The following is a 24,168-nucleotide window of genomic DNA, read 5'->3' on the forward strand; positions in this document are numbered from 1 at the left end:
CCTTATGAAAATCGTTTCAGGCTGCCTTTCAGTACACGACAATTTTTGGGATTTACGCCAATCTGTCCCCTCCCCCGCAAGCGGGAGAGGGGACAGGTTTCAGGCAATCCAAAGATTTTTGTCGTGTACTAAAAGGCTGCCTGAAAAATCCAAACTCAATCTTTCAAACGCATTTCTGCTGCACGAGCGTGTGCGGTCAGCATTTCGCCATGCGCCAACACGCTGGCGATTTTGCCCAATTTTTGTGCGCCATCTTCTGAAACTTGAATCAGGCTGCTGCGTTTTTGGAAATCGTAAGTGCCGAGTGGCGATGAAAAACGCGCTGTGCGGCTGGTTGGCAGCACATGATTGGGGCCCGCGCAATAATCGCCCAAACTTTCGCTGGTGTATTTGCCCATGAAAATCGCGCCTGCGTGGCGGATTTTTTTCGCCCAAGTTTCGGGATTTTCCACTGACAATTCAAGGTGTTCAGGCGCGATGTAGTTGGCGACTTCGCAGGCTTCGTCCAAATTGTCCACCAAAATCATCGCGCCACGATTGTTCAGGCTGGCTTCAATAATGGCACGGCGTGGCATTTCTTCAATCAATTTGTCCATAGACTTTTGTACTTCGTCCAAATAATTCTTTGATGTTGAAATGAGAATGGCTTGCGCGATTTCATCGTGTTCGGCTTGGCTAAACAAATCCATAGCCACCCAATCGGCTGGCGTGCTGCCGTCTGCGATGACCAAAATTTCGCTCGGACCCGCCACCATGTCAATCCCGACCACGCCAAATACACGCCGTTTTGCTGCTGCAACAAAAGCGTTGCCCGGCCCTGTGATTTTGTCCACTTGCGGTACGGTTTGCGTGCCATACGCCAAAGCCGCCACCGCCTGTGCGCCACCAATCGTGTACACCTGCGTTACGCCTGCGATGTAGGCGGCTGCCAACACAATGTCGTTGCGCTCGCCTTTGGGCGTTGGCACAACCATGATGATTTCGGGTACGCCTGCAACGTGGGCGGGCATGGCGTTCATAATCACGCTGCTGGGGTAAGCCGCTTTGCCCCCTGGTACGTAAATGCCCACGCGGTCAAGAGGCGTGATTTGCTGACCGAGCAACGTGCCGTCTTCATCGGTGTATGTCCACGATTCCATTTTTTGTTTTTGATGGTAGGATTCAATGCGTTGTGCGGCTGTTTTCAGGGCATTTTGCACGTTTTCAGGCAGCCTGAAAAAGGCTGCACGCAAATCGTCTTGCGATAAAGTCAAATCTGCCATGGATTGAGCCGATGTGCCGTCAAATTTGTTGGTGTATGCCACCACCGCCTCATCGCCGCGCTGTTTCACATCGGCGCAAATATCGGCGACAATTTGGTCAATTTTCGGGTCTTGCGCGGTTTCAAAGGCGAGCAAGTTTTTCAGTTCGGTTTGGAAATTGGGGGATTGTTTGTTTAAAAATTGCATGGTAGGGCTTTCGTTTTTTGAATTTAATTTAAATATTTCAATTGTAGGGTGCGCCGTGCGCACCCAATTTTTGTGAGAAATTTGATATTTGTGCGAATTTTGGTGCGCACGGCGCACCCTACAACAAATTACTCTTTATTAATAAACCGCTTATTCACACGCACACGCTCGCCGCGACCGATTTTCTGTACCGTCAGCCAATCGGCGTACACCGAATGCAGCAAATCACGCGCATTGGCAAAACCATATTGTGAAACAGAAACTTGCGTTTCCAAATGTTTCACCACATCGCCAAAACGCGCCCAACCCGAAGCGTCCGCCACCGCGTCCACCGCCGCTTGCGCCAACAAAATCACTTTGCCAAATGGGGCTTTGTTGGGCGTGCTGGATTTGGTTTTGGATTTGGGTTTTTCTGCTGGTTTCTCGGCGGCTGGCGCATTTTCCAACACGACTACAACGGGCGTTTCCGCTTGATTTTTCTTGGGGCGACCGCGCTGTTTTTTGTTTTTTTCGGTTTTCAGGCTGCCTGAAGATTCGGGCGTTTCCGTGGGTGCGGTTTCGGGTTTGGGGGTTTCTGGTTTTGGGTTTTCAGGTTTGGGCAACTCGGTGGTGGCGATGCTTGCTTGTTCGCTGCTGTTTTTCTTGGGGCGACCGCGCCGTTTTTTGCTTTTTTCGTTGTCGGCGGCTTTCAGGCTGCCTGAAAGTTCGGATGTTTCGTTTTTAGCAGTTTCAGGTTTAACAGTTTCCTGTTTGTTTAACTCGCTGGCTGCAGTATTGACAGATGAGGTTTCGTTATCATTTTTCTTGGGACGACCACGCCGTTTTTTGTTTTTCAGGCTGCCTGAAACGGCTTCGGCTTTGTTTTCAGGTTTATTTTCAATTTTGGTTTCGGTTTTTTGATTGTCCGATTTTTTGCGGCGAATTTGCAATTGATTGTTGTCGGTGCGATGTTCAAATAAATCAAATGATTTAATCAAATCCGACAGTTTGCCAAAACCATACAGCCGCGCATCAAAATCAGGGTTGATTTTATTGATGTAACTGCCAATGCTCGCCAAATGCGCCCAACCCAAATCGTCCGCATTTTCTTTCACGGCGCGTTTGAGCAGGTGCAGCAAATTGGGGTTGGTTTTGTTTTCAGGCTGCGTGGTTTCGGTTTGGGGATTTTTGGGTGGATTGTGTTGCGGTTTTTGCGGACGGAAAATTTCAATATAGACAAATTTATCACAGGCGCGGCGGAACGATTCGGGCGTTTTTTTCTCGCCAAAACCGTAAACCGTCAAACCGCTTTCCCGAATCCGCGAAGCCAAACGCGTAAAATCACTGTCACTGGACACAATGCAAAAACCGTCCACATTGCCGCTATAGAGCAAATCCATGGCGTCAATCACAAGAGCCATATCGGTGGCGTTTTTGCCTTTGGTGTAGGCGAATTGTTGCACGGGAATAATGGCGTGGGGCAGCAGCACGGCTTTCCATTTGCTCAAGCCATGACTCCAGTCGCCATAAATGCGTTTTACGCTGGCGATGCCGTATTTGGCGATTTCTTCCAACATTTCGTCTATGCTGTCGGCGGGGGCATTGTCTGCGTCAATCAGGACGGCGAGTTTTTTATTGCTGGTGGACATGTTTTACTCTCATCTTTAGAATGGGAAAAGTTTCCCGTAGTGAAAAAATTTAAATTATGAAAAGGATTGTTCTAAATGGCAATTTATTTTTTAGGTGGCGGCAATATGGCGCGGGCTATTATCTCGGGTTTACGCGCCCAATCGGCAGACGATGAGATTTTTGTTGCCAATCGCAGCGAAGATAAGAATTTGATTTTGAAAACAGAATTTCAGGTCAAAACCGATTTCAGGCTGCCTGAAAACTTGTCGCCCGATGATGTGTTGATTTTAGCCGTAAAACCGCAAGACATGAAAAACGCATTGGCAAATGTGCAGCACAATGGCGCATTGATTATTTCATTGGCGGCGGGTTTGGAAGTGGCAACTTTGGCGAACTGGTTGGGCAGCCAACGCATTATCCGTGTCATGCCAAACACGCCCAGCGCGATTGGTTTGGGCGTGTCGGGGCTGTTTGCGGCGGACGGTGTGAGTGTGTCTGATTGCGCGATTGCCGAAAAAATCATGGCAGCCTGCGGTGTAACCATTTGGTTAAACGATGAAAAAATGATGAACGCAATTACGGCGGTGTCGGGAAGTGGCTCGGCGTATGTGTTTTATTTGATGAATGCCTTGCAGGAAGCGGCGGAAGGTTTGGGTTTTGCCGATGAGACGGCGCGGACTTTGGCGTTGAACACGTTTCGCGGCGCGGTGGCGTTGGCGGGACAGTCGGGCGAGGATTTTTTTACTTTGCAGCAACAGGTTACATCTAAAGGCGGCACAACTTTTGCGGCGTTGGCGAAATTTGAAGAGTGTGAAGTGGCGGACGGTTTGATAGAAGGTGTGAATGCGGCGGCGGCGCGCTCGGCGGAATTGGCGCAGATTTTGCGAGATTGAGTTTCAGGCTGCCTGATAGTAAACAATAAAAATAGTTAATGTAGGGTGAGCCGTGCGCACCAAAATAATTGAATGATTTAAATATTTTCGGTCAATTTGGTGCGCACAGCGCACCCTACGATTATTTTTGTTGTGTACTATTAGGCAGCCTGAAGCCCCAATGGACTCAATCCCGTTAAATTTGCAAAACTCTCTTGTCGCACAATTTCACAAAAATCAAGAATGTATGCACAATCCACATCTTCACTGCGCATGGCGGCATACAATTCGCTGCGTAGTGGTTCGTTACCAATTTGTCGCGCCACCACATAATTTTTCTCCAAATACGGCATCACCGTCCAATAGGGCAGCGCGGCAATACCGCGTTTGCTGGCAACCAGTTGAATGATGGCAATGGTTAATTCGCTGTGGCGGCGTTTCGGATTAATCCCTTGTGGCAACAGGATTTTTTTCAGTAAATCCAACATATCGTCTGGCACGGGATAGGTAATCAATGTTTCATCAATAAAATCTTGGGCTTGCCAAATTTCTTGTTCGGCAAGTGGGTGGTCGGGCGCACAAATGCCCACCATTTCATAAGCAAAAAGCGGCTGATAGGCAATACCCATAATTGGTGTAGTTTCCGACACAATTGCCAAATCCGCACGATGGCTTAGCAGCAAACCCACAGGGTCTGCCTGAAAACCCGACACAATGTCCAATTCCACCTGTTGCCATTGCGGACGAAACACGCCCATTGCAGGCATTAGCCAATCAAAACAGGTGTGGCATTCCACCGCCACGCGCAGTTCACCAGCTTCGCCGTGTATGATTTGCATTAAATCGCGCTCGGCGTGCGCCACGCGGGGGAGCAATTCGTGGGCGAGTTTCAGCAGCCGTTCCCCTGCTGGGGTGAAGCGTAGGGGGGTGGATTTGCGTTCAAAGAGTGGCGTGTCAAAATGGTTTTCCAGCAAACGAATTTGGTGGGATAGGGCGGATTGGGTTAAAAACACGCGTTGGGCGGCGAGTGATACGCTGCCTGTTTCTTCTAGGGCAATGAGGGTGCGCAGGTGGCGCAATTCTATGATGGTTTCCATTTTTGTGTATTTTGTCATCATGGTTGATTGGGGTTTCAGGCTGCCTTTGGGTGCACGATTATTTTGATAAACACCTAAAAATGTAGGGTGCGTACCACGCACCAAATCATTCAAATAATTGAAATTTCGGTGCGTAATACGCACCCTACATGGTTTATAAAAAACACTTCAGGCTGCCTGAAAAATAAGTTTCCCCATTTTCAGGCAGCCTGAATATTTAGGCAAGCAATTATTTCGCTTCTACTTTGTAGGCGACTTGCATTTCGCGTTCACGCTTGGTGGCTTGGCGCATCATAATGTAATTGATGAAAATCACCAGTGTGCCGACTATGCCAATCATAATGGTCGCCAACACGTTCATTTGCGGGTCTAGCCCCAATTTGATTTTGGAGAAAATCACTTGTGGCAGCGTGGACGAACCTGGCCCTGACAAGAATGACGTAATCACCAAATCATCTAGCGACAAAGTTACCCCCAACAAAAAGCCCGAAGCAATCGCTGGCGCAATCAAAGGCAGCGTAATCAAGAAAAAGATTTTGAGCGGACGTGCGCCCAAATCCATCGCTGCTTCTTCTAGCGATTGGTCTAATTCCATCAAACGTGAGCGAATCACCACCGTAATATACGCCATGCACAAAGTGGTATGCCCCAAGAAAATGGTGAAAAAGCCACGGTCTAGCCATTCCGCATTGCCACCCATTTGCTGAATCAAACCCTGCACTTGGATAATCAGCAGCAGCATGGATAAACCTGTAATCACATCAGGCATCACCATAGGCGCAGACACCATGCCGCCAAACAGCATTGCGCCACGAAAACGCTTGATTCGCGCCAAAGCGTAGCCCGCCATTGTCCCCAAAGCCACCGCCGCCAAAGATGACACCACCGCAATTTTCAATGACAACCATGCTGCACTTAAAATCTGGTCGTTTTCCAATAATTTTGCATACCATTTGGTTGAGAAACCGCCCCAAACCGTTACCAATTTGGAATCATTAAATGAATAAACCACCAGCATAATCAAAGGGATATACAAAAATGCAAATCCCAGCAGCAGCATGATTTTCAAAAACCATGACATTTTATTGCCTTGCATTATTTTTTCCCTTCTTCTAATTCACGCTCTTCGTAGCGTTGGAACAATGCCATCGGCACCACCAGCAGCAAAACCATCACTACCGCCACAGCCGCAGCTAAAGGCCAGTTGTTTTGGTCAAAAAAGGCTTGCCACAATACTTTACCAATCATTAGGTTATCAGGACCGCCAACCAATTCGGGAATCACATATTCGCCCACCGCAGGAATAAACACCAACATGCTGCCTGCAATAATCCCTGTTTTGGAAAGGGGTAGGGTAATCGTGAAAAATGCCTTAATTGGGTGTGCGCCCAAATCCGCCGCCGCTTCCAGTAAGCGATGGTCTAATTTCACCAATTGAGTGTACAAAGGTAAAATCATAAACGGTAAATAAGCGTACACCATCACCAAATTCAATGAAAATGTGTTGTAAAACAAATTCAAAGGTTCAGAAATAATGCCCCATTTGATTAAGTAATTGTTGATAATCCCGTTTTGCCCCAGCAAACCCATCCACGCATACACACGCAGCAAAAACGATGTCCAAAACGGCAACATAATCGCCAACAATAAACCATTGCGAATAGACGGATTAGCGCGTGAAATGGCATACGCCATCGGATAACCAATCAATAAGCAAATAATGGTGGTGGTCAAAGCCGTTTTCACGGACAACCAATAAGTCAGCAAATAAATATTGTCGCCTTGCTTGTCGTCAAACGGGTTGAGCAAAGCCGCCAGCGATGAACCAAAATCAGCAAAAATATCTTTATAGTTTTGCCAAACAATGTGCAGGCTGCCATCGTCTTTAAACAAAGGCGTAAAGGGCGGAATAGACAATTCCTGTTCCGCAAAACTGATTTTAAACACAATGAAAAATGGTACGAGAAACAGCAACAGCAACCACACAAATGGAATGCCAATCACCAATTTCCCACCTGGTCTCATGCGGCGTTTAATGTTTACACTAGACATTTCAGGCTGCCTTTCTTAACGGGTTAAAGGCGTGGGCTGGTTTTCAGGCCAATCCAAATACACTTCATCGCCCCAAGTTGGCGGCTCAATACCGCGCACATACCAATAGGGCGCAGGCACTTGGCTCTTAATAATGCGCCCATTGTCCATTTGCACATGGTAAATGGCGAAACTGCCCAAATAGGCAATTTCTTTCACTTTGCCTTTTGCCCAATTGTGGGTGTCGCGGTGGGCGGGTTTTTCTTTGTGTAAATCAATGTCTTCGGGGCGAATGGAAATCCACATGGTTTGACCATTTTCCGCTTCAAATTTTTGGTCGGTATAAACTTTTGCAGGCAACTCTGGGCAATCAATCAGCGCGTGTGCGTCATCTTTTTGAATCAAAGTGCCTTTAAAAATATTGGTTTCGCCAATAAATTCTGCAACAAATTTGCTTTCAGGATAATCGTACACATCGGCGGGTGTGCCAACTTGTTGCAATTCGCCGTGCGACATGATGGCAACACGGCTTGCCATGGTCATGGCTTCTTCTTGGTCGTGGGTTACCATAATGCAGGTTACGCCGACTTTTTCCAAAGTGTTCACCAATTCAAATTGCGTTTGTTGGCGCAATTTTTTGTCCAACGCACCCAAAGGTTCGTCCAACAACAATAATTTCGGACGTTTCGCCAAGCTACGCGCCAACGCCACGCGCTGTTGCTGACCGCCTGACAATTGGTGCGGTTTGCGTTTGGCAAATTGCGGCATTTGCACCAAGCGCAACATTTCATCTACACGCGCCTGAATTTCGTCTTTGGGCAAACCATCTTGTTTCAAACCAAAGGCGATGTTTTGCTCCACCGTCATGTGCGGGAACAGGGCATAGCTTTGGAACATCATGTTAATGGGGCGGTCGTAGGGCGCGAGTTTGGTAATGTCTTGCCCGTCCAAAATAATTTGACCATCGCTAGGCGTTTCCATGCCAGCCAGCATACGCAGCAGTGTGGATTTACCACTCCCCGAACTGCCCAGCAGCGCGAAAATTTCGTGTTGATTAATCACCAAATCAAGTGGTTTGACGGCGAGATTGTCCCCATATTTTTTTGCTAATCCTTTGATTTGCAAATAAGGTTGGGTTTCGGTGGTCATGAGCGTACTCCAATGAAATGAAAAAGACTTACGCCTAGCTTTGGACAGAATCTTTGATTTATCAGTAAAATCTCCGTGCTGTTTAGCGGCTTTCAGGCTGCCTGAAAAAATTTAAAGCGCGTGATTTTATTAGACAAAACCCAATGGGGCAAGTCTAAATATCCCCAGCATGATAAAAATACCACAATCATTATTTTACGCTGTTTTGGGTGCAAACAAAATTGCCCAAAAAATTTATTTAAATAATTGATTTAATGCCATTTCAATTTGATTTTTTGTCCAATCTTTGTCGCGGCTGCTGTCCACGATGGTGTAGGCTTCGGGTTGTGCGGCGGCGCGGCGCAAATAAGTGTCGCGCACACGCGTGAAAAACGCGCTGTCTTCTTGTTCAAAACGGTCTTTTTCGCGTGCGCCTTCAATGCGTTGCATGGCGGTTTCCAAAGACACGTCTAATAAAATGGTTAAATCGGGGCGCAGGCTGCCTTGTACCCACGTTTGCAGCGTGTCAATATCGGTTTCAGGCAGCCCTTTGCCGCCGCCTTGATAGGCAAAAGTGGCATCTGTAAAACGGTCGGAAACCACATTTATCCCCTTGTTTAAATTTGGTAAAATCACATCTACCAAATGTTGCTGCCGCGCTGCAAACATCAGCAAGGTTTCGGCGCGTGGGTCAATTTGATTGCCCGCTTTCAGCACAATTTCGCGCAGGGCTTCGCCAAACGCCGTTCCCCCTGGTTCGCGGGTAAACACAACGGGCAAATTATTTTGTTCAAACCATTGTTTCATCACATTTAATTGTGTGGTTTTACCTGAACCGTCAATGCCGTCTAGGGTAATGAATTTTGCTGTCATGGTTTTGGTTCCTGTGTTTGGATTAACAATTTTATTTTAAATGAAATTTCCCTTTCAGGCAGCCTGAAAGTTTGTTACGATAAAAATTTTTTGGGAATACACCATTATGGCACAATTTTTGAGCATTCACGCCGACAATCCGCAAGAGCGTTTAATTAAACAAGCAGTTGAAATCATTAAAAAAGGCGGCGTGGCAATTTACCCCACCGATTCGTGTTACGCGCTGGGCTGTCATTTGGGAGACAAGGCGGCGATGGAACGCATTTTGGCTATCCGAAAAATGGATTTAAAACATCATTTTACGCTGATGTGCGCCGATTTAAGCGAATTAGGCACTTACGCGAAAGTGGACAACAGTCAATTTCGCCAATTAAAAGCCGCCACCCCCGGTAGCTACACCTTTATTTTACAAGCCACCAAAGAAGTCCCCAATCGCACCTTGCACCCGAAACGCAAAACCATTGGTTTGCGCGTGCCTGATAATAAAATTGCGCTGGCGTTGCTGCGTGAATTGGGCGAGCCGATGTTGTCTTGCACCCTGATTTTGCCCGAAGACGATGAAGCCTTGACCGACCCCTACGAAATCCGCGACCGTTTGGGGCATTCAGTGGATGTGATTATTGATGGTGGCTGGTGTGGCACGGAATTGACCAGCGTGATTGACATGACCGATGGCGTGGAATTGGTGCGGCAGGGCAAGGGTGATATTGCCTTATTTGGTTTGTAAATAGTGGTTTCAGGCTGCCTGCTATTAAGGGAAAACAAACAGGCAGCCTGAAAAATTTAATTGACAAAATCAGAAATCAGTTGATAAGGCAAATCTTTAGGCATACAATACAAGTGAATGAATAGTAAATTACCGTTAGGCAGGAAATCACAGTTTGATTGAATATGAAATGTTTTTCATTGAAATTTAGGAGAATATCATGTCCGAAACATCGCAACATTCATTTATCAATATTGCTCTGGTGCAAGCGCGAGATGGCGTATTGAACTATTTTCGCCCAGCATTGAGCAGCGCGGGGCTGACCGAACAGCAATGGCGTATTTTGCGCTTGCTGGCGGCAAATGGCACGATGGATTTTCAAGATTTGTCGGAGCAAACCAGCATTTTGCGCCCCAGTTTAACAGGCGTTTTGACACGTTTGGAACAAATGGGTTTATTAATGCGCTTGAAACCCGCCAGCGACCAACGCCGCGTGTTCATCAATTTAACCGAAAAAGGCGTGAAGCAATACGACCAAATCGCCGCGCAAATGGAAGCCGCTTATGCCGCTTTGGAACGCGATTTTGGCAGCAATAAGTTGCAGAAATTAAACACTTTATTGCGCGAATTAAGCAAATTAGGCGAACAATACGCGCAGAAGAAAGAATAAAATCATCACATCAGGCAGCCTGAAAATTATTTTCAGGCTGCCTGATTGATTTTGTGTAATTATAAAGCGCGGTCAAAAAACAAATCCACACCTGATTGTTCCGACATATTCATCACATAATTCAATAAATTATCGGGAAACACCAATCCGCGCACCATCGTTAAATTCCGCAATACTGGGAAAATCAACACATCGTCCACACTCACGCTTTCGCCATTCAAATAATTTTCTGACAAAGCCAATGCGCTCAAATCCGCCAAATCCGCATGAATTTGCGCCAAATATTCCGCCGTTTTATTCAGATTTTTTTCAAAGCTGCCTATGGTTTTTTCTTTTTTATCAACAAAATACTTAATGGCTTCGGGCGTGGCAAATTCCGCCAAACCCAATTTCACATCACGCGGCTGCACCAAACGATTGTAGTATTCGTTCACGCGCTCAAACCACGCTTGCACTTCGGCTCGCGCTGGCGCAAGCGGCGGATTGCCCGATAATTCATTGAGATAATGCACAATATCCAAACTTTCACCCATGTGCGAGCCATCGGGTTTTTGCAAAATGGGGACTTGTTTCGCGCCAATCAAGCCGATGGGTGTGGCTTCGTCATCGTTGAGCAAGACGATTTCTTCCACCGCCATTTGGCGCACGCCCGCCATCAGGCGCGCGCGGACACAGAAAGGGCAATGGTCGTAAATGTATAATTTCATTTTGTTTTTCCGTTATGTGAATATTTGATTTTCAGGCTGCCTGAATTTACCAATTGATAAAATTACGCAATAAAATCAAGCCAGCGTCATGGCTTTTTTCCGTGTGAAATTGCGTGGCAAACACATTGTCTTTGCCAACAATGCAAGCAAATTCATTGGGATACTCGCTGCTACCCAATACAATCTGGTCATCATTCGGCGCAAAATAATAGCTGTGGACAAAATAAAAATGTGCCAAATCAGCCACATCTTTAAATAATGGGTGGGTTTGGGTTTGGCGAACTGTGTTCCAGCCCATGTGTGGCACTTTTAATTTATTGCCGTGCGAGTCGGTGGCGGGCGCAAAACGCTTCACGCTGCCTGAAAACCAGCCCAAACCAGCCGTATCGCCTTCTTCGCTGTGGTCAAACAATAATTGTGCGCCCACGCAAATGCCGAAAAAAGGTTTATTTTTCAAACCATCTAACACGGCTTCGCGCAAACCGCTTTGATTGAGCGCGTTCATGCAATCGGGCATGGCACCTTGTCCGGGGAAAATGATTTTGTCGGCGCGAAGCACCATTTCGGGGTCGGCGGTGAGCGTGATATTTGCGCTGCTGTGCGCCAATTGCGCGGCGGCTTGCACCGATTTTTGCACAGAATGCAAATTGCCCATGCCGTAATCTACAATGGTAATATTCATTTTTTTCCTTTTTAATGAATGATTTGAATGTTCAGGTTGCCTGAAATCTATCCCCTCCCACGCTGGCGGGGGAGGTCTGCCCCGTTGGGGCGGGGGAGGGGACAGATTATTGGTAAACAAAAATTGTCGTGTACTGAAAGGCAGCCTGAAACCAAATGGCGCAACTTATTTCGCCAATTCCAACGAAGCCGCCAACAAAGACAAACGCGCCATCACGCCATACACATACAAGCGATTGGACGAACAATCGGGCTGTTCCGCATTCGGACGAGCCATGCCCAATTCGTCCCATTGTTCAAACACGCGTTTGCAATGAATTTCGGTTTCCACATCATTTGCGCTGCCCGCATTGGGAATGCTTTGATTTAATGGCACAAACACCATGCCACCCGCATTCAAATTCTCATCATTGCCGCGCCCTTCGTGGACACGGAAAAAACCGCCAATCACAAACCTGTCCATCATATACACCACAGGTTCGCACACCGCATTGTCCAAAGTCTCGTAAGTATAAATCCCTTCCTGAACAATCACTTCCGATACTTCCAAACCTTCTTTGACTTTCGCCATTTTATTGCGATTTTTGCGATTCAAGCCGCGCACTTCGTCCGCCGATTTCACGCTCATCACGCCCATGCCATAAGTGCCAGCGTCCGCTTTCACAATCACAAAAGGCTTGTCGGTAATGCCTTTTTCATCGTATTTGGCTTGGATTTTTGCCAACACGCGTTCCACCGCGTCCGCCAAAGCGTCTTCGCCTTCGCGTTCTTGGAAATCCAGTCCGCCCACATATTCAAAATAGGGATTAATTTGCCATTCATCTATTTGTAATAACTCAGCAAATTGTTTGGCGACTGTGTTGTAGGCTTCAAAATGCTGGGTTTTGCGGCGCGTTGTCCAGCCACCGTGTAGCGGCGGCAAAATGGTTTGCGATAAGCCTTGCAAAATTTCGGGTACACCGCCAGATAAATCATTGTTTAACAAAATAAAACAAGGAGAAAAACCATCAGCCAAATGAATGCGTTCACGCGTGCGTAATAAGGGTTCAATCAGCAATTTGTCGCCATTGGCGGTTTCAAATTCGGTCGCTTCGGTCAATTCTGGGTTGAACGAACCAATGCGCACCACAAAACCCGCATTGCGCAAAATGCCTGCCAATGCAAAAACATTCTGTAAATAGAATGTGTTACGCGTATGATTTTCGGGAATCAGCAAAACCGATTTGGCGGTTTCGCAAGCGCGTTCTACTGCATCTTGGGCGGCGATGGTAGCGAGTGGAATGAAATTGGGGTTGAGATTATTGAATCCCCCTGGGAAGAGATTCATGTCTATGCTTGCCATTTTGTAGCCAGCGTTGCGAATGTCCACCGAGCCATAAAAGGGCGGGGCGTGTTCCTGCCATTGTTGGCGAAACCATGCTTCAATGCGGCTGTGGTTTTGCAGGATTTTTTGTTCAAAATCTTGCAAATGTTGCGCGTAGTTGGGGGAAATTTGGGGGAGTTTCATGGTATTGTCCTTTTATTATGATGTTTCAGGCTGCCTGAATAAAAAATATTTTCGCCGAATATTATAAACGCGATTGCCTTTTCAGGCAGCCTTTTAGTACGCGACAAAATAACAGTAGGGTGCGCCGCGCGCATCAATCCCACCACAATATTTAAATTATTCAGTTATTTGGTGCGCACGGCGCATCCTACATTTTGGCGATTGGAAAAATTGTCGTGTACTTTCAGGCAGTCTTTTACTACCCTACAAAAAATATTGCTTGCAATCGTTGAGATACCAGCATTTCGCTCCCTCTCTCCTGTGGGAGAGGGGACAGGTAGGCGGTAGGCAAAAATTTGTAGGGTAGTGAAAGGCAGCCTGAAAATGTAAATCGGCAGAATAAACGCGATTTGGGGAAATAATGATATTTTCAGGCTGCCTTTTGTTATAATTGCGCCGTTTTATTTATTTTGATTAGAGAAAAATCATGCTTCATCTTTACAACACCCTAACACGCCAAAAAGAAAAATTTGAACCCATTGACCCGAAAAATGTCCGCATGTACGTTTGCGGCATGACGGTTTACGATTATTGTCATTTGGGACACGCGCGTGTGTTGGTGGTGTTTGACATGATTGCGCGGTGGTTGCGCCAACGCGGCTATCCGCTCACTTACGTCCGCAATATTACCGATATTGACGACAAAATCATTGCCCGCGCCAATGAACGTGGTGTCAGCATTCAAGCATTGACCGAAGAATTTATCCAAGCCATGAATGAAGATTCAGACGCGCTCGGCGTGCAACGCCCCGATGTGGAACCCAAAGCCACGCTGCACATTCCGCAAATGATTGCGATGATTGAACAATTGATTGCCAATGGCAAAGCCTACCCCGCCGCCAATGGCGATGTGTATTACGCCGTACGCGAATTTGCCGCTTATGGACAATTATCAGGCAAAAGTTTGGACGATTTACGCGCGGGCGAACGTGTGGAAGTGGACAATTTCAAACGCGACCCATTGGATTTTGTGTTGTGGAAAGCGGCAAAACCCGAAGAACCACATTGGGAAAGCCCATGGGGCAATGGTCGCCCTGGTTGGCATATTGAATGTTCCGCGATGGGCGGCGATTTGTTTGGCGAGACGTTTGATATTCACGGCGGCGGCGCGGATTTGCAATTTCCCCATCACGAAAATGAAATTGCGCAAAGCTGTGGTGCACACGGCGGTTTGTGCGGACACCATGCGCCTCAAGTTGGCGAAAAACGCATTGATAGCCATGTAAAATATTGGTTACACAATGGTTTTATTCGCGTGGACAATGAAAAAATGTCCAAATCGCTGGGCAATTTTTTCACCATTCGCGATGTGTTGAAAAAATACCAACCCGAAGTTATCCGCTTTTTTATTTTACGCGCCCACTATCGCAGCCCTTTGAATTATTCAGACGCGCATTTAGATGACGCGAAAAACTCATTGGCGCGTTTATACAATACTTTGAATAATATTGCGCCCACCGAGTTTGCATTATCCGAACAGGCAAACGAGTACACGCAAAAATTTTTCGCGGCAATGGACGATGATTTCGGCACGGCGGAAGCGATGGCGGTGTTGTTTGAAATCGCCAATGAAGCGAATAAGCAAAACAGCGCGGAACTTTCAGGCTGCCTGAAAACTTTGGGCGGTGTATTGGGTTTATTGCAGGACAATCCGCAGGCGTTTTTGCAAGGTGGCGACACGGCGGAAGGTTTGTCGGCAGATGAAATTAATGATTTGATTGCACAACGCAAAATTGCGCGTGAAACCAAAAATTGGGCGGAATCTGACCGCATTCGTGATATTTTGGCGGAACACAAAATCACGGTGCGCGATGGCGCAGATGGCACAACTTGGACGCGTGGATAAAATGTTCAGGCAGCCTGAAAATGGTTTTCAGGCTGCCTGAAATATATTTTTAAATAGAATTTTCAACTGGTTAAACAGAAAAGGTCATTTGCTGAATTGGAACGCGGTTTATACGAAACATTGAGCCAGCAGCCCGCCAATGAAGCCGAGCGCACCATTTCATTAAAATGGACACGTGATAAAAAGGACTCCAAAAAAGTTTTGGTGGAACAAATGGATGAAACAAATGGCAAGGGCTTTTGTTATCGTGTAGCGCAGTAATGTTTTTGCGGCAGCCTGAAAATCTATGAACACAGAGTAGGGGCTAGACCACCAAAAACATTCTGAAAAAACACTTCAGGCAGCCTGCTGAAAACGATGGTTCAGGCTGCCTGAAGATTGTGTGCAAAATTATTTGGCTACCAGTAAAGCGTCAAACTCTGCCCGATGTTCTGCGCGAACATAGGGGCGAATTAAGCTCAATGAACGGTACACGCCGCGCTGTTTGGCATTTTCGGTGATTTTCACATTGGGCTGCATGGAGCTGTCAAAATCAAACCAATATTTGGTTACCAGCCAGATATTGATGGACAAATCCTGTTTGCCGCGTTCATCAATGTCTATCATGCCCAAGCTGTGCCATTGGGTGAACAATTTGACCAACAATGGGGCAATTTTGGCGCGGGTAAACTCATTGTGTTCGCCGACCAATTCCACGCTGCGATTGAGTAAAGTATTGACATCGCTAAACAAAAAGCGATATTCCCACATCACATCGTAAATGCCCATCATATAATCAATCATTTGCTCAATGGTTTCAGGCAGCTTGGCTTTGGACAAATAGTCCAATAATTCATTACTGTAGCGTTTGAATAATTGAATAATGATTTCGTCTTTATTATTAAAATGATAGTACAAATTACCAGGGCTAATCCCCATGTGGCTGGCGATGTGGTTGGTACTTATGTTGCGTTCGCCCTGCTCATTGAATAGCTGCAAACTGGCTTCTACAATACGATTTGCCGTATTGGTACGAGAAGGTGGTCTAGACATGATAAATCCTTGATGTTTGAATGAAATGGTTTTAGAGTAAATGATAAATAAATTTACTTTTAAAAGCAATAAGTTAAATTTAAGTATTGATTTTTCAGGCAGCCTGAAAATGATTTCGCGTAAAATGGTTCTAATTTTAACCTTTTTCCCAAAAATTGCAAAATGAAACCTGAACAATTACACAGTTGGCAGCCACAGGCAACAATTGAACAATTATCTGATTTTATTCAACAAAATCAAACACTCATGACTTTGCTAGAAGAAGCATGGCAAAAATTTGCTGCCACGCTGCCTGATAATCCACCACCCACTTATGTGTCCAATTATGGCGAGGGCATAGATTTGGAGACTGTGGAGCATTTCCCGATTTCACAGGAGGAAATGATTGAATTTTTAAATCATTTTGAAAAAGAGCGCTACCACAACGACCGTCCATTTGGCGATAGTATTCACATCAATGAGCAGGATTGGACATTGAGCGAATAAAAATATTTCAGGCTGCCTGAGTATCAAGGCAGCCTGAAAAAATTCAGTTAATAAATTATTTAACAATTTCCACTGCGCCGTGGTCATCGCAATGGTCGCCGTGTTGGTGGTGCAAACGACCGTTTACAATGTAGTCAATGTGGTCGCCATGTGGTACGGCTTCGTGTCCGCAGCCTTCGCCGTGAATGTGTCCCGCGCATTCGTGGGTGGGGTTGCAGCCGTCTGGGTTTTGCTCGTTCACGTCCAAAACGTGTTCATCGTAATGTCCGTTGTGTTCGTGGTGCAAATGACCATCGTGCAAGTAGTCAATGTGGTCGCCGTGTTTGATGGCGGTGTGTCCGCAATTTGCGCCGTGTTGATGGTCGTGGTTGGCATGAGTTTGACAAGTCATTTTGTTACTCCCTATTTGGGTTTGGTTAAGAATGTCTGCATTGTAAATAAATAAATATAAAATTGCAAGTAATTTATTGATTATAAAAGAAATTTGCTGTGCTATAGCATAACAAGAAAATAAAATTTCAGGCTGCCTGAAAAATTGATTCACTATTTTTATTTAAAGAAATCAATATTATGGAAATTATTAAACTGATTTATATACAACATCAACGCGCTTTTTGGCAAATGTTTGCGCTCACACTGCTGTCGGGTGGTTTGGGGATTGCAACATTATCCTATATAAACAATTATTTATTGCGCGATAATCAATTGAATAGTGGCGGCATTGGCACATTTTTATTGTTGGTGGCGGTGTATTTTGTTGTGGCGAGTGTGGCGCAAATACAACTGGCGCGTTTGGGGCAGCGTTTCATTTACGACACGCAAACCCAGTTTGTGAAACGCATTTTGGACAGCCATGACGAGCAAATTCAATGGATAGGCAAACCCAAAATTCTCGCCAGTTTGTCTAATGACATACGCAGCTTGTCCATTGCGTTTACTCGGCTGCCTGAATTGGTGCAGGGGGCGTTGTTTACGCTGGTGTGTAGTTTGTATCTGATTGTTTTATCGTTTAAATTATTTTTGGTTACGGCAATTTTGATGGCGGCGATGATTGTGGGAACGCATTTTGTGGTAAAAAAACACTATGGCAGTTTCCGCGCCATGCGCAATGCTGAAGACGAAATTCAGCAACATTATGAAACTGCGTTGGACGGTCATAAGGAATTGAAATTAAACCGTTTTCGTGCCGAGCGTTTTTACCGCGAAGATTTTTTGCCGCAAGCCGAACAACGCCGCAGCACCCATGTGGAAGCGGACGCGTATCATGCGGTGGCGGTGAATTGGGGTAATAGCGTGATGTTGGCGGTGGTGGGAATTATCTTTTATTTATCAATACAATATGATTGGGCGAGCCTGTCCGATGCCGCTACGATTACCATGACGGTGCTGTTTATGCGTTCACCGCTCACGGCGGCGATTGGCGCGTTTCCTGCCATGTTGCAAAGTCAGGTGGGCTTGAAGGCGTTACAGCGTTTGGGTTTGGCAGATTATCATGCTGATTTTCATGGTGATTTCAGGCTGCCTGAAAATTGGCAAACCATACGTTTGGAACAAATCAGCTATGCTTATCCCGTGCAAGGTGGGCAGCATTTCTCATTGCAACCAATTGATTTGACTTTAAAACGCGGCGAAACGGTGTTTTTGATTGGTGGCAATGGTTCGGGTAAATCCACTTTGTCTATGGTGTTGGCGGGTTTGTACACGCCGACTGCAGGGAAAATTTTTGTTGATGATATTGAAATCACAGAGAAAAATCGTGATGCTTATCGTCAATTATTTGCCAGCGTATTCACCGATTTTCATATTTTTGAACAATTGATGGACGGCGTGGGCGCAGACGTGGCAGACGAAAAAATTGACGAATGGTTGGCGCATTTACAATTAAGCGATAAAGTTAAAATTGAACAAAAACGCATATTAAACAGCAAATTATCACAAGGGCAACGCAAACGCCTTGCCCTGATGATAGCTGCGCTGGAACGCCGCAGTTTGATGATTTTGGACGAGTGGGCGGCTGACCAAGACCCGCAATTTCGCCGTGTGTTTTATGAAAATTTGCTGCCTTTGCTGAAAAATCAAGGCTATACCGTGTTTGCGATTAGCCATGACGATAAATATTTCCACCACGCCGAACGCATGATTGCCATGAAACACGGCGTGTTGAGCGAATTGGACATGGACGGCGCGAAAATAGTCGCAGACGCGCAAAGTCGCGGAGAATAACTGGGTAGGCAGCCTGAAAGTACGCGACAAAAATAATAATTTTGTTAGAAGTCATTAATGTACCAGCCATTTTACTCCCTCTCCTTGTGGGAGAGGGCTGGGGAGAGGGAAAAATCGTTGAGCATTGCGAACTTTACCCTCTCCCATAAGGAGAGGGGATTAAATTGTGGCACATCACAAATTCTGCTGCATATTTCAGGCAGCCTGAAACGTGTTTAGCTGCGCCATTGCCCGAATGTGATTCTGTCCAAACCCGCCAAATCTTGTTTTGTTTCAATATTTTGATAACCGTGTTCCGCGAATAGGGCGCGAATCGCCGCCGCCTGATTGTAACCGTGTTCCAATAATAGCCAAGCATTTGGTTTCAAATAATTTTTTCCCTGCTCAATCAACACGCGAATATGCGCCAAACCATCGGCAAAATCGGTTAATGCGTGTTGTGGCTCAAAACGCAAATCGCCTTGCGATAAATGCAAGTCATTGTTTTCAATATACGGTGGATTGGACACGATAATGTCCAAACCCGTTTCAGGCAGCCTGAAACGCTCCGCCGCTTCATACCATGAACCTTGCGAAAATGCCACCTCTGCGCCCAAATTTGCCGCATTTTCTTGTGCGATGTGTAGGGCGGCTGCGCTGAAATCGCTCGCAAAAACAAGGCTGTCGGGGCGTTCTAATTTGGCGGAAAGGGCAATAATGCCGCTGCCTGTCCCCAAATCCCACAACGCGCCGTTTTCAGGCAGCCTGCACAGGGCGGCTTCCAATAAATGCTCGGTTTCGGGGCGCGGAATCAGCACGGCTGGGGAAACGCGAAAGTTGCGCCCATAAAATTCGCGTTGCCCCAATAAATAGGCGATGGGTTCGCCCAATTCGCGGCGTTGAGTGAGTGCCTTGAGTTGCTCAAGTTGTTGATGGGACAGGATTTCATGGTCGTGGGTGATGAGTTGGGCGCGGCTGTAGCCTGTGAGGTGTTGCAGCAGCAAACGGGCTTCATTGCGCGGTAGTGGGGTGGCGGATAGCCATTGGCTTAAGGTGGTCATATTTTTCTAAAAAATTGATTTATTTAAAATAAAAGGCAGCCTGAATATGTTTCAGGCTGCCTAAATTGTCAAAATCAGTATTTCACGCCTTTGTGGAGTGCCACCACGCCAGCCGTCAAATTATGATAATCCACTTGGTCAAAGCCCACGTCCAACATCATTTGTTTGAGCGTTTCTTGGTCGGGGTGCATGCGAATGGATTCTGCCAAATATTGATAGCTGTCTGCATCTTTGGCGATTAATTTGCCCATCAATGGCAATAATTTAAATGAATACGCGTCATACATAGGCGCAAGTGGTTCATACACTTTGGAAAATTCCAGTACCAGCAAAGTGCCAGCAGGTTTTAATACGCGATACATTTCGCTCAATGCCACGTCTTTGTGTGTCATATTGCGTAAACCGAAAGACACGGACACCAAATCAAAATAATTGTCTGGAAAAGGCAATTTTTCCGCATCGCACACGGCAACGGGCAAAATCAAGCCTTCGTTCAACAAACGGTCGCGCCCCACCGTGAGCATGGACGAATTGATGTCGGTCAGCCACACTTCACCATCTTTGCCTACGCGTTTTGCCCAGCCGCGTGATAAATCGCCTGTGCCACCTGCGATGTCCAATACTTTGCCGCCTTTGGGAATACGCGCGGTGTGAATGGTGAAATGTTTCCACACACGGTGTAAGCCGCCCGACATCACATCATTCATGATGTCATAATTTTGTGCTACAGAATGAAACACTTGTGCCACTTTATTGGCTTTTTCGCTTTCATTGACGGTTTGGAAACCGAAATGGGTTTGTTTGTCGTTCATGGGAGATACTTTCTGGATTGAATTGATAAAACTTGTTTCAGGCTGCCTGAAAAATTATTGGGCGGCACTTGCACTCGCGCTGGCTTTATTTTGTGGCAAATGTTTGTGTAAGCAAACTTGAATGGCATCATCACTGACTTTTTGCAATTGGCTATCGGCTTGTTTTTTATCAAAATTGGCGATAGCGACTTCCCATTTGTCTGTGCTACCGTAAGCCTGAATGCCTTCTTCATAGACACAGTTGCACACTTGTTCTGCAAATTGCTGTTTGGCTGGATTGCTGGCGACTTGGTTGCCCAGCGCGGAATGTACGCACGATTGGTTGAAGTTTTGGCGGATTTGCACATTGCCTGTGTGGGTATTGGACGCAGCCATCACGGTTTCATTTGCGTTGGTATTGTTGGGTGTATGGTTGGTTTTTTGACAGGCAGATAATGCAATTATCATGCTGATAAATATTAATTTTTTCATTTTAACGTACTTTCTTGTTAATCAAAATTTCATAAGCCAAATACAATAATGGCAAACTCATAATACCAATATACAAACCATTTATCACATAAGCCATAGGTGTGAGTATCCCAATAAACGCCATGCCACATACTGCACCGCCCAAATGTGCGGCGTGTCCCGTATTATCCCATTGTTGTGGACGCAACATCATCGTTACCGAATAGGCAAAATACAGTGTGGCGAAAATCCACGAAGTCATCGGGATAAAGAAAACATATAAATTTTCCAATGGCACCAGTGCAACAGTCGCAAACAACACGCCCGACACGCCGCCCGATGCACCAATTGCCGCGTAACTCGGGCGATTTTTGTACAGCCACAGGGTAAACAAATTACCCGCCAAAATCGCCGCAAAATACAAAGCCAAAAACAACCACACCCCATACACCACCGCAATAATCCGCGAGAAAAAATACAGGGTAAACATATTAAAAAACAAGTGCATCATGTCCGCATGCAAAAACGCAGACGAAAGCAAACGAATATATTGCTTGTCATGGAGAATCGCGCCAATGTGAAATTGGTAGCGTTGAAACACAAATTGATTGTTAAAGCCAATTAAACTGGTAGCGCAGGTGATTAAAATCACTAAAGCTGGGATAAGTTCTATTAAATTCATGGTATTATTGTGTTTGGGTGAATATTTCAGGCAGCCTGTAAACAATCAATCATATTTAATGTTTGCAGCCACACGAGCCACCACCGCAACCGCCGCCTGATTGATTTTTCGGGGCGGATTCATCAAATTCGCGGTTGGAACCTGCGGCGGCGAGTTGGTCTAGGTAATTTTGCCACAAGGCGGCGTGGTTTGCGCCCAAATTGTGCAAATAATTCCAGTCGTATAAACCGCTATCGTGTCCGTCAGAAAAGCTGATTTTTAACGCATAATTACCCGTCATTTCCAAATCGGTAATGGTTACAAAGCGTTTGCCTGTTTGCAAAACTTCTTGTCCCACGCCGTGTCCGCGCACTTCTGCGCTGGGTGAATAGACGCGTAAATATTCGGCGGGTAAATGATGTTCTCCGTGTTCGTATTTTAAAATCAGGGTGTTACGTTCTTTATTTAAGCGGATTTCATGAGGAATGTGCATTTCAGGCTGCCTGTAAATGAAAATAGGGTGATTTTAACAGAAATGGTTTCAGGCTGCCTGAAAGCCTATTTTTTTAACCATTATGTGATGATTTGGATAACACAAAAATCATGAAAAACTTTATTGTAAAACGCCTACATAGTTTGGCAATTTTGACCTTAATTGCGCTGCTGGTCGGGCAAATATTGGGGCAAATAAATTGGTTTGCCGAATTATTCAGCCATTTTGTGCCGCATTACACGCTGGTGTTTGCGTTAGCGGCTGTGTGGGCGCGTGGCAAAATTTGGCGTGGGGTGTGGGCGGTCAGTTTATTGATTTGTTTGACTTATTTATTTGTCCTGCCCACGCATGCCCATCATCAAGAAAACGCGCAATCTTGGCAAACCGTTTGGTATAACGTGAATTTAAACAATGCTGACCCATTGGGCGAAACCGAGCGAATTTTGGCGTATCAGCCGCAGATTGTGGCGTTGGCGGAAATGGATTTGGATAATCCGCATTGGCGCAAATTGCAGGCTGCCTTGCCACATGGCTGTGAACATCAATCGGCGAGTCCCTTTGCTTTGGCGGTGTGGAGTAGGCAGGCATGGCAATCGTGCGCGGTGCATTTTGTGGACGGCTATCCTTATATTCGCGCAGAACAGGCGGGGCGAGTGGTGTACGCTTTGCACCCGCCGCCGCCGATTAATGGCGAGTTGGCGCAATCGCGTTTGCGGTATTTGCGAGAAATTGCGCTACAGATTGCGCGTGAACAAAGGGTTTTGGTGGTGGGCGATTTGAATGCCAGTCCGTTTTCACCTGTGTTTCGTGAATTTGTGAGCGCGGCAAATCTGGTTCAGCACACGCCAAACTGGTTGCCCACTTGGGGTTTATTGGGTTTAAATATTGACCATGTTTTGTCGCGTGAAAACGTGCGTGTGCGGGCGATGGAATGGGGGCAATCTGACCATCGCGGGCTTTGGGTGGAGTAGGGGAATAAGGTTTCAGGCTGCCTGAAAATTGAATCAAACCATTATGTTGAAAAGATAATTATGAAAAATTTTTTGATTTTGCTCGCCCAATTTTTGGCGTATTTGCTGGGTTTGTCTAGCGTGTTGGGTGGTATGTTGTTGTTTAATGCGCGATTGGGGGGCGTGTCGTGGCTGGTTCATGTGGTGGAAGCGGTTTTATTATTGGCGGTGGGCATGATGTTGGCGTGGCAATTTAATCAACATTATCAACGCCAAATTGCCGACCCCTTATTGTCCAATTGGCAAATCAAGCCGACTGCGTGGGCGGTGGGTTATGGTTTACTGCTGCTCTTGTTTACAATCGCCTACGACCAAATTCGCCAATTATTCGGGCTGCCTGAAAGCAATCCTGAAAACCAACAACTATTATTAAATGTGATGAAACAAGCACCATTCCAATTAATTGTATTTGCGGTAATTCTTGCACCTGTGTTGGAAGAGTTGCTGTTTCGCGGTTTATTTTGGCGTTTGTTGGGTAAACTGCCTGTGTGGGCGATTTGGCTTATCACGTCCATTGTGTTTGCCGTGCCACATGCGCCGCCGACCAGTTTGGATTTTCTGATTTATCTGATGATGGGCGGATTATTGGGCGCGTGTTATTGGCAGACACGCCAATTGAAATACGCCATGCTTGCGCATTTTGTGAATAATGCGATTACGGTGGCGTTGATGTGGCAAAGTTTGCAGGCTGCCTGAAAAAAATCCACCTAATAAAAATCTCAATTTTCCCCTATTTTTTTGATACAAT

Annotated in this window: 27 protein-coding genes; 10 read left to right on the forward strand and 17 right to left on the reverse strand. The window is 46.0% G+C overall.

Annotation, left to right across the window (positions count from 1 at the left end; translation table 11 throughout):
- Positions 1 to 155: 155 nt before the first annotated feature.
- A complete protein-coding gene (hisD, locus tag Q338_RS01490) occupies positions 156 to 1,448 on the reverse strand; it encodes a histidinol dehydrogenase (protein ID WP_034291391.1) in 1,293 nt (430 codons plus the stop codon).
- A 128-nt stretch (positions 1,449 to 1,576) separates the two neighbouring features.
- Positions 1,577 to 3,076, reverse strand: a complete 1,500-nt coding sequence (locus Q338_RS15440) for an NYN domain-containing protein (protein ID WP_034291307.1) — start codon at positions 3,074 to 3,076, stop codon at positions 1,577 to 1,579.
- 75 nt (positions 3,077 to 3,151) lie between these two features.
- Between Q338_RS15440 and proC the strand changes: the two genes are divergently transcribed.
- On the forward strand, positions 3,152 to 3,949 hold the full coding sequence (gene proC / locus Q338_RS01500; RefSeq protein WP_034291309.1) for a pyrroline-5-carboxylate reductase: 798 nt from the start codon (positions 3,152 to 3,154) through the stop codon (positions 3,947 to 3,949).
- Between the two features lie 140 nt (positions 3,950 to 4,089).
- Here the strand turns inward: proC and Q338_RS01505 are convergent, their stop codons facing one another.
- The 5 genes from Q338_RS01505 to tmk form a co-directional block, all read right to left on the reverse strand.
- Complete coding sequence (locus tag Q338_RS01505; protein WP_034291393.1) at positions 4,090 to 5,025, reverse strand: LysR family transcriptional regulator; 936 nt, start codon at positions 5,023 to 5,025, stop codon at positions 4,090 to 4,092.
- A 229-nt stretch (positions 5,026 to 5,254) separates the two neighbouring features.
- Positions 5,255 to 6,121, reverse strand: coding sequence for an ABC transporter permease subunit (locus Q338_RS01510; protein WP_034291310.1), 867 nt, complete (start codon positions 6,119 to 6,121; stop codon positions 5,255 to 5,257).
- A complete protein-coding gene (locus Q338_RS01515) occupies positions 6,121 to 7,077 on the reverse strand; it encodes an ABC transporter permease subunit (protein WP_034291312.1) in 957 nt (318 codons plus the stop codon). Before Q338_RS01515 ends, Q338_RS01510 begins: the two co-directional genes overlap by 1 nt.
- Before the next feature lie 15 nt (positions 7,078 to 7,092).
- Positions 7,093 to 8,205, reverse strand: a complete 1,113-nt coding sequence (locus tag Q338_RS01520; protein WP_034291314.1) for an ABC transporter ATP-binding protein — start codon at positions 8,203 to 8,205, stop codon at positions 7,093 to 7,095.
- Between the two features lie 234 nt (positions 8,206 to 8,439).
- Positions 8,440 to 9,057, reverse strand: coding sequence for a dTMP kinase (gene tmk / locus Q338_RS01525; protein ID WP_034291315.1), 618 nt, complete (start codon positions 9,055 to 9,057; stop codon positions 8,440 to 8,442).
- Positions 9,058 to 9,163: 106 nt separating this feature from the next.
- On the opposite strand from tmk, the gene Q338_RS01530 reads away from it, so the two are divergent.
- Entirely contained in the window at positions 9,164 to 9,784 is a 621-nt protein-coding gene (locus tag Q338_RS01530) for an L-threonylcarbamoyladenylate synthase (RefSeq protein WP_034291316.1), read from the forward strand.
- A gap of 199 nt (positions 9,785 to 9,983) precedes the next feature.
- The gene (gene hpaR, locus Q338_RS01535; protein ID WP_034291318.1) at positions 9,984 to 10,433 is read left to right on the forward strand and encodes a homoprotocatechuate degradation operon regulator HpaR; all 450 of its coding nucleotides are present in this window, start codon (positions 9,984 to 9,986) and stop codon (positions 10,431 to 10,433) included.
- 59 nt (positions 10,434 to 10,492) lie between these two features.
- Here the strand turns inward: hpaR and grxB are convergent, their stop codons facing one another.
- The 3 genes from grxB to gshA all read right to left on the reverse strand — a co-directional run bounded on the left by grxB (position 10,493) and on the right by gshA (position 13,328).
- A complete protein-coding gene (grxB, locus tag Q338_RS01540; RefSeq protein WP_034291319.1) occupies positions 10,493 to 11,140 on the reverse strand; it encodes a glutaredoxin 2 in 648 nt (215 codons plus the stop codon).
- Between the two features lie 46 nt (positions 11,141 to 11,186).
- Complete coding sequence (gene hisH, locus Q338_RS01545; protein ID WP_034291322.1) at positions 11,187 to 11,822, reverse strand: imidazole glycerol phosphate synthase subunit HisH; 636 nt, start codon at positions 11,820 to 11,822, stop codon at positions 11,187 to 11,189.
- A 165-nt stretch (positions 11,823 to 11,987) separates the two neighbouring features.
- A complete protein-coding gene (gene gshA / locus Q338_RS01550) occupies positions 11,988 to 13,328 on the reverse strand; it encodes a glutamate--cysteine ligase (protein WP_034291326.1) in 1,341 nt (446 codons plus the stop codon).
- Positions 13,329 to 13,794: 466 nt separating this feature from the next.
- Between gshA and cysS the strand changes: the two genes are divergently transcribed.
- On the forward strand, positions 13,795 to 15,213 hold the full coding sequence (gene cysS, locus Q338_RS01555) for a cysteine--tRNA ligase (protein WP_034291328.1): 1,419 nt from the start codon (positions 13,795 to 13,797) through the stop codon (positions 15,211 to 15,213).
- A gap of 96 nt (positions 15,214 to 15,309) precedes the next feature.
- Complete coding sequence (locus tag Q338_RS14285; RefSeq protein WP_156961020.1) at positions 15,310 to 15,474, forward strand: hypothetical protein; 165 nt, start codon at positions 15,310 to 15,312, stop codon at positions 15,472 to 15,474.
- A gap of 129 nt (positions 15,475 to 15,603) precedes the next feature.
- Here Q338_RS14285 and Q338_RS01560 read toward each other — a convergent pair whose 3' ends face one another.
- Positions 15,604 to 16,245 (reverse strand): TetR/AcrR family transcriptional regulator, encoded by a 642-nt coding sequence (locus Q338_RS01560; RefSeq protein WP_034291329.1) that lies wholly within the window; start codon positions 16,243 to 16,245, stop codon positions 15,604 to 15,606.
- Positions 16,246 to 16,407: 162 nt separating this feature from the next.
- On the opposite strand from Q338_RS01560, the gene Q338_RS01565 reads away from it, so the two are divergent.
- On the forward strand, positions 16,408 to 16,731 hold the full coding sequence (locus Q338_RS01565) for a hypothetical protein (protein ID WP_034291331.1): 324 nt from the start codon (positions 16,408 to 16,410) through the stop codon (positions 16,729 to 16,731).
- Positions 16,732 to 16,786: 55 nt separating this feature from the next.
- Here Q338_RS01565 and Q338_RS01570 read toward each other — a convergent pair whose 3' ends face one another.
- Positions 16,787 to 17,122 carry a hypothetical protein gene (locus tag Q338_RS01570; RefSeq protein WP_034291333.1) on the reverse strand — a complete coding sequence of 112 codons (336 nt, stop codon included), beginning with the start codon at positions 17,120 to 17,122 and terminating at the stop codon, positions 16,787 to 16,789.
- A gap of 179 nt (positions 17,123 to 17,301) precedes the next feature.
- Here Q338_RS01570 and Q338_RS01575 point away from each other — a divergent pair, with 179 nt between their 5' ends.
- Positions 17,302 to 18,954 (forward strand): multidrug ABC transporter permease/ATP-binding protein, encoded by a 1,653-nt coding sequence (locus tag Q338_RS01575; protein ID WP_034291334.1) that lies wholly within the window; start codon positions 17,302 to 17,304, stop codon positions 18,952 to 18,954.
- Positions 18,955 to 19,011: 57 nt separating this feature from the next.
- On the forward strand, positions 19,012 to 19,173 hold the full coding sequence (locus tag Q338_RS14290) for a hypothetical protein (RefSeq protein ID WP_156961021.1): 162 nt from the start codon (positions 19,012 to 19,014) through the stop codon (positions 19,171 to 19,173).
- On the opposite strand, the gene prmC is transcribed toward Q338_RS14290, so the two are convergent.
- The 5 genes from prmC to Q338_RS01600 all read right to left on the reverse strand — a co-directional run bounded on the left by prmC (position 19,170) and on the right by Q338_RS01600 (position 22,410).
- A complete protein-coding gene (prmC, locus tag Q338_RS01580) occupies positions 19,170 to 19,994 on the reverse strand; it encodes a peptide chain release factor N(5)-glutamine methyltransferase (protein ID WP_034291336.1) in 825 nt (274 codons plus the stop codon). The two genes, Q338_RS14290 and prmC, sit on opposite strands and share 4 nt — an antisense overlap.
- Positions 19,995 to 20,068: 74 nt before the next feature.
- Positions 20,069 to 20,806 carry a bifunctional demethylmenaquinone methyltransferase/2-methoxy-6-polyprenyl-1,4-benzoquinol methylase UbiE gene (gene ubiE / locus Q338_RS01585; RefSeq protein WP_034291338.1) on the reverse strand — a complete coding sequence of 246 codons (738 nt, stop codon included), beginning with the start codon at positions 20,804 to 20,806 and terminating at the stop codon, positions 20,069 to 20,071.
- Positions 20,807 to 20,860: 54 nt separating this feature from the next.
- Positions 20,861 to 21,277, reverse strand: coding sequence for a hypothetical protein (locus Q338_RS01590; RefSeq protein ID WP_034291340.1), 417 nt, complete (start codon positions 21,275 to 21,277; stop codon positions 20,861 to 20,863).
- A gap of 1 nt (position 21,278) precedes the next feature.
- Positions 21,279 to 21,938, reverse strand: coding sequence for a rhomboid family intramembrane serine protease (locus Q338_RS01595; protein ID WP_034291343.1), 660 nt, complete (start codon positions 21,936 to 21,938; stop codon positions 21,279 to 21,281).
- 55 nt (positions 21,939 to 21,993) lie between these two features.
- Positions 21,994 to 22,410: a gamma-butyrobetaine hydroxylase-like domain-containing protein gene (locus tag Q338_RS01600; RefSeq protein ID WP_034291345.1), complete on the reverse strand. Its 417-nt coding sequence runs from the start codon at positions 22,408 to 22,410 to the stop codon at positions 21,994 to 21,996.
- Between the two features lie 110 nt (positions 22,411 to 22,520).
- Between Q338_RS01600 and Q338_RS01605 the strand changes: the two genes are divergently transcribed.
- Together Q338_RS01605 and Q338_RS01610 are read left to right on the forward strand one after the other, a co-directional pair.
- A complete protein-coding gene (locus Q338_RS01605) occupies positions 22,521 to 23,381 on the forward strand; it encodes an endonuclease/exonuclease/phosphatase family protein (RefSeq protein ID WP_034291346.1) in 861 nt (286 codons plus the stop codon).
- Positions 23,382 to 23,441: 60 nt separating this feature from the next.
- The gene (locus Q338_RS01610) at positions 23,442 to 24,116 is read left to right on the forward strand and encodes a CPBP family intramembrane glutamic endopeptidase (RefSeq protein WP_034291348.1); all 675 of its coding nucleotides are present in this window, start codon (positions 23,442 to 23,444) and stop codon (positions 24,114 to 24,116) included.
- The last annotated feature ends 52 nt before the right edge of the window (positions 24,117 to 24,168 follow it).

The sequence above is a fragment of the Alysiella crassa DSM 2578 genome, assembly GCF_000745955.1.
GTDB classification, from domain to species: Bacteria; Pseudomonadota; Gammaproteobacteria; order Burkholderiales; family Neisseriaceae; genus Simonsiella; species Simonsiella crassa.